13 protein-coding genes and 1 pseudogene are annotated in these 10,188 nt (G+C 65.1%); 12 read left to right on the forward strand and 2 right to left on the reverse strand.

Annotated features, from left to right (window positions below; translation table 11 throughout):
- Positions 1–31 precede the first annotated feature (31 nt).
- Positions 32–1,252: a CynX/NimT family MFS transporter gene (locus RBB16_RS15815; RefSeq protein ID WP_306047095.1), complete on the reverse strand. Its 1,221-nt coding sequence runs from the start codon at positions 1,250–1,252 to the stop codon at positions 32–34.
- A 174-nt stretch (positions 1,253–1,426) separates the two neighbouring features.
- Between RBB16_RS15815 and msrA the strand changes: the two genes are divergently transcribed.
- The 3 genes from msrA (at position 1,427) to RBB16_RS15830 (ending at position 3,574) form a co-directional block, all read left to right on the forward strand.
- Entirely contained in the window at positions 1,427–2,077 is a 651-nt protein-coding gene (gene msrA, locus RBB16_RS15820; RefSeq protein ID WP_306047083.1) for a peptide-methionine (S)-S-oxide reductase MsrA, read from the forward strand.
- 211 nt (positions 2,078–2,288) lie between these two features.
- On the forward strand, positions 2,289–3,155 hold the full coding sequence (locus tag RBB16_RS15825) for a 50S ribosomal protein L11 methyltransferase (protein ID WP_306047084.1): 867 nt from the start codon (positions 2,289–2,291) through the stop codon (positions 3,153–3,155).
- A 68-nt stretch (positions 3,156–3,223) separates the two neighbouring features.
- Positions 3,224–3,574 carry a hypothetical protein gene (locus RBB16_RS15830; RefSeq protein WP_306047085.1) on the forward strand — a complete coding sequence of 117 codons (351 nt, stop codon included), beginning with the start codon at positions 3,224–3,226 and terminating at the stop codon, positions 3,572–3,574.
- A 72-nt stretch (positions 3,575–3,646) separates the two neighbouring features.
- Here RBB16_RS15830 and RBB16_RS15835 read toward each other — a convergent pair whose 3' ends face one another.
- Positions 3,647–3,847: a DUF1127 domain-containing protein gene (locus RBB16_RS15835; protein WP_083431293.1), complete on the reverse strand. Its 201-nt coding sequence runs from the start codon at positions 3,845–3,847 to the stop codon at positions 3,647–3,649.
- A gap of 337 nt (positions 3,848–4,184) precedes the next feature.
- Here RBB16_RS15835 and ruvC point away from each other — a divergent pair, with 337 nt between their 5' ends.
- From ruvC to RBB16_RS15880, 9 genes and pseudogenes are all read left to right on the forward strand, one after another.
- Positions 4,185–4,688, forward strand: a complete 504-nt coding sequence (gene ruvC / locus RBB16_RS15840) for a crossover junction endodeoxyribonuclease RuvC (protein ID WP_306047086.1) — start codon at positions 4,185–4,187, stop codon at positions 4,686–4,688.
- Complete coding sequence (gene ruvA, locus RBB16_RS15845; protein WP_306047087.1) at positions 4,685–5,347, forward strand: Holliday junction branch migration protein RuvA; 663 nt, start codon at positions 4,685–4,687, stop codon at positions 5,345–5,347. Before ruvC ends, ruvA begins: the two co-directional genes overlap by 4 nt.
- A gap of 1 nt (position 5,348) precedes the next feature.
- Complete coding sequence (ruvB, locus tag RBB16_RS15850) at positions 5,349–6,377, forward strand: Holliday junction branch migration DNA helicase RuvB (RefSeq protein WP_306047088.1); 1,029 nt, start codon at positions 5,349–5,351, stop codon at positions 6,375–6,377.
- Positions 6,378–6,396: 19 nt separating this feature from the next.
- Positions 6,397–7,230, forward strand: a complete 834-nt coding sequence (locus tag RBB16_RS15855; protein WP_306047089.1) for a hypothetical protein — start codon at positions 6,397–6,399, stop codon at positions 7,228–7,230.
- Positions 7,231–7,242: 12 nt separating this feature from the next.
- On the forward strand, positions 7,243–7,869 hold the full coding sequence (locus tag RBB16_RS15860) for a hypothetical protein (protein ID WP_306047090.1): 627 nt from the start codon (positions 7,243–7,245) through the stop codon (positions 7,867–7,869).
- A complete protein-coding gene (gene ybgC / locus RBB16_RS15865) occupies positions 7,866–8,267 on the forward strand; it encodes a tol-pal system-associated acyl-CoA thioesterase (protein ID WP_306047091.1) in 402 nt (133 codons plus the stop codon). Before RBB16_RS15860 ends, ybgC begins: the two co-directional genes overlap by 4 nt.
- Positions 8,268–8,388: 121 nt before the next feature.
- On the forward strand, positions 8,389–9,081 hold the full coding sequence (tolQ, locus tag RBB16_RS15870) for a protein TolQ (protein ID WP_306047092.1): 693 nt from the start codon (positions 8,389–8,391) through the stop codon (positions 9,079–9,081).
- A gap of 3 nt (positions 9,082–9,084) precedes the next feature.
- On the forward strand, positions 9,085–9,567 hold the full coding sequence (locus RBB16_RS15875) for an ExbD/TolR family protein (RefSeq protein WP_306047093.1): 483 nt from the start codon (positions 9,085–9,087) through the stop codon (positions 9,565–9,567).
- Between the two features lie 7 nt (positions 9,568–9,574).
- Positions 9,575–10,188 (forward strand): annotated as a pseudogene (locus tag RBB16_RS15880) (hypothetical protein); the annotation flags it as partial.

Here is a 10,188-nt window from a genome sequence, read left to right on the forward strand (position 1 = left end):
TTCTGGTCGACTCCCGCCCCGCCGGTCGGCATCAGGCCGCCACCGGTGCCGCGCGGCGGGGCCGGGATTGCAGCAGGATCAGCGCCATGATTCCGATGTTCAGAACGTTGAAGGCGATGCCGTTGATGAAAGCCCATTGATAGCTGCCGGTCACGTCATAGATCCAGCCCGACATCCAGCCGCCGATGGCCATGCCCGCGATGGTAGACATCATCACCAGACCCACCCGCGCGCCGGCCTCTCTCGGGGGCAGGTATTCGCGCACGATGATGGCGTAGCTCGGCACGATGCCCCCCTGGCTGAGCCCGAAGACGAGGCTGACGAGATAGAGCGATGTGAGCCCCGTCGTCGGCAGATATAGGAACAACGCGATACATTGCAGGGCAGAGCCGATAAGCAGCGTCGTCACGCCTCCCAGCCAGTCGGCCAGCGCGCCTGAAACCAGCCGCGAGGCCACTCCGCCAAACAGCATCAGAGACAGCATCTCGGCCCCGATGGCCGGCCCGTAGCCAAGATCGGTACAGAAAGCCACGATATGGACCTGTGGCATCGACATGGCGACGCAGCAGCCGATGCCCGCAATGGCCAGCAGCATGGTCAGGGTCCGGGGCGAAAAGCTGACCGAGCGGGCGCGCAGGGCGGCGGAGGCTTCGGCCTCCACGCGCGCGGCCTCGGGCACGCGGGCGCGCAGCAGCAGCGACAGGGGGACCATCACCAGCAGCGTGACCACCGCCAGCACCAGATAGGCCGTGCGCCATCCCTGGGTGGCGAGGATATCGGCCAGGATCAGCGGCCAGATCGCACCGGAAAGATAGTTGGACGAGGCCGCGATGGCCACCGCAATGCCCCTTCGGCGCAGGAACCAGTGCGACACGTCGGCGATAAGCGGCCCGAAACAGGTTGCGGTTCCGAAGCCGATCAGCAATTGCAGGGCCGTCAAGGTCGCGATGTTGGGCGCCATGGCCGCCCCGGCGAAACCAAGGGCGATCAGACCGGCAGCGGCAATCATCGAGACGGTGATCCCCCACCGGTCCACGGCCCGCCCGATGAAGTAATTGCCAAGCGCAAAGCCCACCATTGTCAGCGTATAGGGCAGGGACGCATCGCCCCGGTCCACGTTGAACTCTGCCTGCACGGCGGGAAGGATGACGATGATTGCCCACATGCCGACATTGCCCACCAGTCCGATGGTCAGGGAAATCGCAAGGCGCATCCATGAAGCGCGCGAGTCGAGGGCGGAGGCAGGTGTCATGTCGGGGACGTTAGGGGCGGTTTCGGCGATTGGGAAGTGGAACGTTGCGATTGACATGATCTCTTGATCGCGCTGTCGTGATCTTTATCGAGAGGCGGCCGCTCTGGTCGCGGGGTGGCTTGCGCCCCATCTATGGACGGGTGCAAGATGCCGGAAGCGAAAGGGAGACGCGCGATGTTCGGATTCAAGGCAAAGAAGATGGAGATGATCTCGGCTGCCGAGGCGCTGCCGGGACGGGCAACGGCAATCCCGACGGCGGACACGCATTTCGTAAACGGCCGTCCCCTAACCCCCGATGTGCCCGAGGGCATGGAGGCGGCCATGTTCGGCATGGGATGCTTCTGGGGCGTGGAGCGGATGTTCTGGAAGCTCGACGGCGTCTTGTTGACCATGGTGGGCTATGCGGGTGGGCATACGCCCAATGCCACCTATGAAGAGGTCTGCACCGCGAGGACCGGCCACAATGAGGTGGTGCGGGTCGTCTATGACCCCAAAATCATCAGCTATGAGGCGCTGCTGAAGGTGTTCTGGGAAAATCACGACCCGACGCAAGGCATGCGGCAGGGCAATGACATGGGCACCCAGTACCGGTCGGGGATCTATACCTTCTCGGAGGCGCAGCAGAAGGCCGCCAAGGACAGTCTTCCGGGCATGCAGGCCCGCCTGACAGCGGCCGGGTTCGGCGCGATCACCACCGAGATCCTGCCCGCGCCGGAATTCTACTTTGCCGAGGACTACCACCAGCAATACCTGGCCAAGAACCCGTCCGGCTATTGCGGGATCGGCGGCACCGGCGTGACCTGCCCCATCGGGCTCGACGCCTGACGGCGCCGACCGGGGAACGGCCCGGCTCAAGCCCCCGTTCGGGGGCCCTCGCCGACCCGTGCTGCCGCGGGATATCTGTGAAGGCGGCGCGACCTCGGGCGGGAGGGTGACGCTGATAGGTCCGGGTATGAGTATTTGGACCAAGAAGAAGGCGCATTGTGTTTTTTGCAGCCTGCGCCTAAGGCGTGAGAAACCTGACAGGAGTTGACCGATGCCGACCTTCACCGCCCTCACCACCCTTGAAGACAAGGAACAGGCCGAGGCGCTTGGCCTTGCCCTGGAAGAGATCGAGCCCGAGGCGACGGGCGTCGGTGTCTTCGAGATGGAGGATGGGTCCGGCCTGTGGGAGGTGGGCGCCTATTTCGTGGAGGCCCCGGACGAGGTGGCCCTTGCTCTGCTGGCGGCGGCCCATGGCGCCAAGCCCTTCGTGGTGTCGGAACTGCCGGAAACCGATTGGGTTGCCCATGTGAAACGCGAGCTGCATCCGGTGGAGGCCGGGCGGTTCTTCGTCTATGGCAGCCATGACGCGGACAAGGTGCCGGATGGGTGTGTGCCCCTCTTGATCGAGGCGGCGATGGCCTTTGGCACCGGGCATCACGGGACGACCAAGGGTTGCCTTGAGGCACTGGAACGGTTGATCCAGGCCGGCGAAGTCAAGAAGAACACCGTCGATATCGGCTGCGGTACCGCCGTGCTGGCGCTGGCGGCGGCAAAGGTCTGGCCCGAGCCGGTTCTGGCTTCCGATATCGACGAGGTTGCCGTGGATGTGGCCCTGGCCAATGTGGCGGCAAATGGCGAGGCGGGGCGGGTGCGCTGCCTTGAGGCGGCGGGGCTCGACCACGCGGAGCTGCATGCCGCCGCGCCCTACGACCTGATCTTTGCCAATATCCTGAAAGGTCCGCTGGTGGAGCTTGCCCCCGACGTGGCGGCGCATTGCGCGGAAGGTGGCCATGTCATCCTGTCCGGCTTGCTCAATGAACAGGGCGACGAGGTTGTCGCGGCCTATGCGGCGCAGGGCATGACCCTGGAGCATCGGGCCGAGCTTGGCGAATGGACCACGCTGACCCTGCGCCGCTGACCGGCACAGTTTTGCCATAATTTGCGGATAATTTGTGCACGGGTGGGGCAGGCGCAAGAGGTGCCCCGATGGATGCGAATTACGACCGGTTTCAGGAACGGCTGCGCAGGATGAACCAGTCCGGCGCGGGCGAGGGACATGGCGTGGTGGTGCAGCCAGACGGGCTCGTCGTTCCGCGCCGCCGACGTGTTCGCCTGTCGTTTCCCTGGCGCAGCCTGGCACTCGCGGTAATCTGCTGTTTCCTGTTCAAGGGCTTCATGATCTGGCACCAGGGCGAGGCGGACTACGCCGCGCGGTTGGCGGAATTGTCGGACCAGTCGACCGGCCATCGGGCCGCGGCATGGGTTCTGTCCATGGATCCGGTATCCGTCTGGATCGGCACGACCCTGAGAGACGCGATCGGGCGTCCACCGGTCTGACCCCCTTGAAACGAAAGAAACCGCCCCGGGGTCGGAGCGGCTTCAATCGGGGAGAGAAGAGTGAGAGATATCTCAGCGGTAGATGCCATTGGCAATCGAGTCGATATCCCCGCGGTTCAGGCCCAGATCGTCCAGTTCACGATCGGACAGAGCCTCCAGCGCTTTGCGGGTTACGCGGGCGTCGTTCCAGGCTGCAATCCGACCCACGAAGATGGAGAGGATCGAGGCGACGCTGAAGCCGGCGTCAACGGTGCGGTTGGTCACGGTAGCCATCTGAATGTTCCTTCCAGATAAGAGGGTGGGTTGCGAAGTGTTCGCTTGCTGAACCGGCACTTAGGGGCCGGGGCTGGCCCGAGCAATGCCGATTTTCGCATGGGTCATATGCAATCTGCGCATAGGTCTGAATTGGACGTAACGACATGAATTTCGGGCAAAAATCCGCCACAATTCCTGTCGGAACAGGATCAGGAAGTTGTCCTGAATCGACATCCCCGCCGGTGCTTGTCGCTTTTGTTTCAGTGCACGCCGAAAACCGACTTTGTCTGGTCAATGTTCTCGTTTCGTGCTAGTGCTGCAAAAAAGTCGCAAGAATTTTACGGGGTCGGGCAGCATGAGGATCATCGGGATCGATCCGGGGCTCAGAAACATGGGCTGGGGCGTGATCGAGTCGCGGGGATCGCGACTCAGTCACATCGCCAACGGAACCTGCCACAGCGAAGGCAAGGACCTTGCTGCGCGGCTCTTGTCGCTGTACCGGCAGTTGTCCGAGGTGCTGGACCGCTGGCAGCCGGACCAGGCCGCCGTGGAACAAACCTTCGTCAACCGCGATGCCGTGGCGACCCTGAAACTGGGGCAGGCGCGGGGGATCGCGCTGCTGGTTCCGGCGCAGGCGGGGCTTAGCGTGGCGGAATACGCCCCCAATGCGGTCAAGAAGACGGTGGTCGGCGTGGGGCACGCGGAAAAGGGACAGGTGGCGCATATGGTCAAGATGCAATTGCCCGGAGCGAACCCATCCAGCCCCGACGCGGCGGATGCGCTTGCCATTGCCATCTGTCATGCCTTTCATGCGCAGACCGCAGGCCGGCTGGCCGCAGCAGTGGAGGCGGGGCGATGATCGGCAAACTGACAGGCCGGGTGGATTACAAGGGCAGCGACCATGTGCTGCTGGATGTGAATGGCGTGGGCTATGTCGTTTACTGCTCCGACCGGACACTGGCCGCTTTGCCGGGGCCGGGCGAGGCGGCGGCACTGTTCACCGAATTGCTGGTGCGTGAGGATCTGTTGCAGCTTTTCGGCTTCCCGACGCTTTATGACCGCGAATGGCACCGGCTGCTGATTTCCGTTCAGGGCGTGGGGGCCAAGGCGGCGATGGCCATTCTGGGCACTTTGGGGGCCGAGGGCGTGGCGCGGGCGATCTCGCTTGGCGACGCGGCAGCGGTCAAGGCCGCGCCCGGTGTCGGCCCCAAGCTGGCGCAGCGGGTGGTGAACGAGCTGAAAGACAAGGCCCCCGGCGTGATGGCCATGGGGGGCGAGGTGATCGAGGCCCTGGGGGATGCCCCGGTGGCGGTGGTTGCGCAGCCCGATATCGCGGCGCCAATCCGGGCACGCCCGTCCTCATCCTCTCAGGCCGAGGCTCTTTCGGCGCTGAAGAACCTGGGCTATGCCCCGGCAGAGGCCGCCATGGCGGTGGCGCAGGCCGCGGGGGACGCGCCCGACGCGGAAACCCCGGCCCTGATCCGCGCGGCCCTGAAGCTGCTGGCCCCGAAGGATTGAGATGACAGAGCCCGACCCCACCCTGCGCGCGACGCCCTTGCCCGAGGATCAAAGCCCCGACCGCGCGTTGCGTCCGCAGGAGCTGACGGAATTCATCGGCCAGGAGGAGGCGCGCGCCAACCTGCGTGTCTTCATCGAAAGCGCCCGCAGGCGGGAAGAGGCGATGGACCATGTGCTGTTCCACGGCCCGCCCGGTCTGGGCAAGACGACGCTCGCGCAGATCATGGCACGGGAGTTGGGGGTGAATTTCCGCATGACCTCTGGCCCGGTTCTGGCCAAGGCGGGCGACCTTGCCGCGATCCTGACCAATCTGGAGGCGCGCGATGTCCTGTTCATCGACGAGATCCACCGGCTGAACCCGGCGGTGGAGGAGGTGCTCTACCCCGCGATGGAGGATTTCGAGCTGGACCTCGTAATCGGCGAAGGCCCCGCCGCGCGGACGGTGCGGATCGAGCTGCAGCCCTTTACGCTTGTGGGGGCGACAACCCGGCTCGGCCTGCTGACCACGCCCCTGCGGGACCGGTTCGGCATTCCCACGCGTCTGCAATTCTACACGGTGCCGGAACTGCACGAGATCGTGACGCGCGGTTCGCGGATGTTGGGCATCCCGTCCGATCCCGAAGGCGCGCTGGAAATTGCCCGCCGTGCCCGTGGCACCCCCCGGATCGCAGGGCGGCTGCTGCGCAGGGTGGTGGATTTCGCACTGGTCGAAGGCGACGGGCGGCTGACACAGGCGATTGCCGACAGCGCGCTGACACGGCTCGGGGTCGATCACCTCGGCCTCGACGGGGCCGACCGGCGTTACATGATGCTGATGGCGGAGAACTACGGCGGTGGTCCCGTGGGGGTGGAGACCATGGCCGCCGCCCTGTCGGAAAGCCGCGACGCGATCGAAGAGGTGATCGAGCCTTATCTGCTGCAACAGGGCTTGATTGCCCGCACCCCGCGCGGAAGGATGCTGGCATCCAAAGGCTGGTCGCATCTGGGTCTTGCCGCCCCGATGCCGCCCGAGCAGGGCAGCCTTATTTAACCCTATCGGGAGCATTGCCATGATCCGATTTCTATGTGCCGCCCTTGTTGCCCTCTCGGCCAGCGCGGCAAGTGCCGATGTCGACTTCGGCAGTTACGATCAGTTTCAGACCCGGTTCGGCGCGGCCTCGGTCGTGGGCGCGCGTCCCAGCCAAGGGCTGATGGTTTCCGGTGCGACCCTGCCGGTGGAGCTGGACTATATGTGGGAAATCCTGGGGGCCTGGGCGCTTGAAGGATCGGACCATGACTGGCTGCTGGCCACCCATCACCACGGCGGCAATATGTGCGGTCCCGGCGTGACGGTGATCCGCGTCGGTCAGGGAACGGTGCAGGTGATGGGCGAAACAGGGGCCTGCGAAGGCGCGGTCAGCGATATGCGGATCGAGCCCGATGCGTTGGAGCTCGACATCTTCGTCGACGGCATACGCCAGCAATTCACCACCTACCGGTTCAGCGATGCGGGCATGGAGACCACGCCCGGCGAACAACCCTTCGCGGGCATTCCCGCTGGTCCCGGCGCGGATGCGACCCGCTGGATCGGGGAACATCCCTACGCCATCTTCCGCGACCCCGGCGAACGTGCCCGCTTCCTGACCATCATGACCGAAGACCAGATCCGCGACCTTGCCGACCGGATCGGCCCCGCAAACAGCGTGATCCAGCGGGGTGATTGGGTGCTTGGCGCGGGCTGCATGGCCCATGCCTGCAACATTTCGGCGGGCGCTTGGGGCATTCGCATTTCGGACGGGGCGGCGGCTGCTGCCATCTACGAAAGCGGCACCGCCCCGCAGGTCTATGGCCCTGCCGCCTATGATCCGGTATTCGCGGGCTGGATGGCGGAAAACAACCTGTAAGGAGCCCCCGGAATGGATGCCGACGCGGTCACGCGCCTTTTTACCCGCTCTGACGGAAACTACCTCTTTGCCCGGTGGGGACGCCCCATCGTGCCCGTGGTCTTCGGGGTGGAGGATGCGACCGTCAGCATCTTGAAAGGCGCGATCGAGGCGGTGGTGGCGCTGGCCGGTCACAAGATGGCCGAGACCGACCCGGAACTGGGCGCGAACCTGATGGTGTTCTTCTTCCGCGAGTGGGACGAGCTGACCGAGACGCCCAATCTCGACCGGCTGATCCCCGACCTGCCCGCCACGGTGGACCGGCTGAAAGCGGCGGATGCCAACCAGTATCGCAGCTTCCGGTTCGACGACACGGGGGCCATTCAGGCGGCCTTCGTCTTCATCCGCATGGATGAGGAGATGTCCAAGGTCCCGGCGGAAACCATCGCACTATCCCAGATGGTGCAGGTGATCCTGCTGTGGTCCGATACGGCCTTCACCGACAGCTCCCCCCTTGCCGCGGCCCCCGGCCAACCCGCCGTCCTGAAACCCGAGATCGCCAACGTGATCCGCGCAGGCTACGACCCGGTGATGCCCGCCAGCGCCAACGACCCGAGCCACGGGCTGAGACTGGCGGCACGGGTGGGGATGCTGTCGTGACCCACCATTTCCACACCCGCGTCTATTATGAAGACACCGATCTGGCGGGGATCGTCTATCACGCCAATTACCTCAAGTTCATCGAACGGGCCCGGTCCGAGATGGTGCGCGAGGCGGGGATTTCGCAGACCGCGCTGAAGGCCGATCAGGGGATCGTCTTTGCGGTGCGGCGGATGGAGATGGATTTCATTGCGCCCGCCCGATTCGAGGATGATCTGAGGGTCAAAACCCGTCTGATCGGCGTCAAAGGGGCCAGTTTCGACCTCGATCAGACCGTCTGGCGGGGTGCGGACCGGCTCTATGCGGCAAAGGTTCAGGTGGTCTGCCTTGCCGAAAATGGCCGCGCGGTGCGGATTCCGGCGGATATCCGCCAAAAGCTGGTTACGTTTCAGCAGTGAAACCGACCGTGACGCAAGCCAATGGTGTTTGCTCTTCCTCTTTGCTAGATTCCCCTCCAAATGAGATGCCGCGAACAAGATGGCATCCGACCAGAGGCCGGGCAGATAGGAAACGCACTTCATGGAAACCGAAACGCTGAGCATGGCGCAGGAGATGGATTTCTCGCTGCTGGCCCTGTTCTTCCGCGCAAGCTTTGTCGTCCAGATCGTCATGGTGATGCTCTTCGCGGCGTCGATCTGGGTTTGGGCAATCGCCTTCTCCAAATTCTCCACCTACCGGCTATCGCGCCGTAGGGCGGCGCAGTTCGACGCGGCCTTCTGGTCGGGTGAGCCGCTGGATGAGCTCTTCGACAAGGTGGCCGAGCGGCCCCGGTCCGCGTCGGAACGGGTCTTCGTCGCGGGCATGACCGAATGGCAGCGATCCTTGCGCGATGACGGGGCGCTCATTCCCGGTGTGCAGCAGCGCGTGGACCGGTCGATGGACGTGGCGATTGGACGAGAGGCGGAGCGGCTGACATCCGGTCTCAACTTCCTGGCCACCACCGGTGCGACCGCGCCCTTCATCGGGCTTTTTGGAACGGTCTGGGGGATCATGCGGTCCTTTCAGGAGATCGCGACCTCGGGCAACACCTCGCTTGCGGTTGTGGCGCCGGGTATTGCAGAGGCGCTGCTAGCCACCGGGCTTGGCCTTCTGGCCGCTATCCCCGCAGTTATCCTCTATAACAAGCTCTCTGCCGATGCCGACCGGCTGGTCGCGGGGTACGAGGGCTTTGCGGATGAGTTTTCCACCCTCCTCTCCCGGCAGTTGGACTGACCCATGGGGGCCGGAGTGAAACAGGGGCAGACGGGCGGGCGCAGCAGGCGCGGCAACCGCCGGTCCCGCCACGCCGCCATGTCGGAAATCAACGTCACCCCCTTCGTGGACGTGATGCTGGTGCTGCTGATCGTCTTCATGGTTTCTGCCCCTCTGATGACCGTGGGCGTGCCGATTGAGCTGCCCGAAACCGCCGCCGAGCCGCTGCCGGGCGAGCAGGAGGAGGAACCCCTTGCCGTGACGCTGACCGCCGACGGGCAGGTGATGATCCAGACCACGCCGGTTCCCATGGAGGAGCTGGTGACGCGCCTTCAGGGCATCGCCGCCGAACGCGACAGCAACCAGATTTTCCTGCGCGCGGACGGGGGCATTCCCTATGCCGACGTGATGCAGGTGATGGGCGCACTCAATGCCGGTGGATTCCGCGAAATCGGGCTGGTGACCGATGCGGGTGGCCCGCGTCTCGACGAACAGGCAGGGGAGTGACGGGCCGATGCGGCGTGCGCTCTATGCCTCCAGCGGACTGCATTTCGGGGTGCTCTTCTGGGCGCTGATCGGGGGTAGTCTGTTCAGCGATACGGAGGAAGAGCCGTTCGAACTGACCGGGGTCACGCTGATTTCGGCGCAGGAATTCGACGCCATGTTCGAAACCGTCGTGCCTGTGCCCGCCGTGGTGGAACAGCCCGCGTTGCCGACACCGCCCGCGCCCGATATCACCGAACCGACCCCACCCACGCCAGAGGCCGCCGCGCCGGACGCGACACCGCCCGAGGCCACGCCGGAACCGCCGACTGAAACGCAGCCCGACATGTCGGCGCTGGCCCCGCTACCCGATACCGAGGTGCAGGCGGAAGTGGCCGCGCTGCCAAGCCCGCCCGCACAGGACGTGACCGCGCCACCCTCTGACACGCCCGCGCCGAGCGAAGCGCCCCGTGTGGCCCCGCTTCCTGCACCCGCACCGCCGCCTGAGGCCGAGATCGCGCCCGAGGTGGTGACGCGGCCAGAGCCGTCCGAGACTCCCACACCGGTGCCCGACACGCCCCCGACCGCGCCCGAGGAAGCCACGACCGAGATCGTGACCGAGGCCGAAACGCCCGCCGCCGCCCT

Origin of the sequence: Nioella sp. MMSF_3534, from assembly GCF_030732985.1 — a bacterium.
GTDB lineage: Bacteria > Pseudomonadota > Alphaproteobacteria > Rhodobacterales > Rhodobacteraceae > Nioella.

Excerpts from the sequence above, each read along its gene's own strand:
- ruvA (WP_306047087.1), top strand. The coding sequence starts at position 4,685 with ATGATCGGCAAACTGACAGGCCGGGTGGATTACAAGGGCAGCGACCAT.
- RBB16_RS15830 (WP_306047085.1), top strand. The coding sequence starts at position 3,224 with ATGGATGCGAATTACGACCGGTTTCAGGAACGGCTGCGCAGGATGAAC.
- tolQ (WP_306047092.1), top strand. The coding sequence starts at position 8,389 with ATGGAAACCGAAACGCTGAGCATGGCGCAGGAGATGGATTTCTCGCTG.
- RBB16_RS15875 (WP_306047093.1), top strand. The coding sequence starts at position 9,085 with ATGGGGGCCGGAGTGAAACAGGGGCAGACGGGCGGGCGCAGCAGGCGC.
- RBB16_RS15825 (WP_306047084.1), top strand. The coding sequence starts at position 2,289 with ATGCCGACCTTCACCGCCCTCACCACCCTTGAAGACAAGGAACAGGCC.
- RBB16_RS15855 (WP_306047089.1), top strand. The coding sequence starts at position 6,397 with ATGATCCGATTTCTATGTGCCGCCCTTGTTGCCCTCTCGGCCAGCGCG.
- RBB16_RS15835 (WP_083431293.1), bottom strand. The coding sequence starts at position 3,847 with ATGGCTACCGTGACCAACCGCACCGTTGACGCCGGCTTCAGCGTCGCC.
- ruvC (WP_306047086.1), top strand. The coding sequence starts at position 4,185 with ATGAGGATCATCGGGATCGATCCGGGGCTCAGAAACATGGGCTGGGGC.
- msrA (WP_306047083.1), top strand. The coding sequence starts at position 1,427 with ATGTTCGGATTCAAGGCAAAGAAGATGGAGATGATCTCGGCTGCCGAG.
- ruvB (WP_306047088.1), top strand. The coding sequence starts at position 5,349 with ATGACAGAGCCCGACCCCACCCTGCGCGCGACGCCCTTGCCCGAGGAT.
- RBB16_RS15860 (WP_306047090.1), top strand. The coding sequence starts at position 7,243 with ATGGATGCCGACGCGGTCACGCGCCTTTTTACCCGCTCTGACGGAAAC.
- RBB16_RS15815 (WP_306047095.1), bottom strand. The coding sequence starts at position 1,252 with ATGACACCTGCCTCCGCCCTCGACTCGCGCGCTTCATGGATGCGCCTT.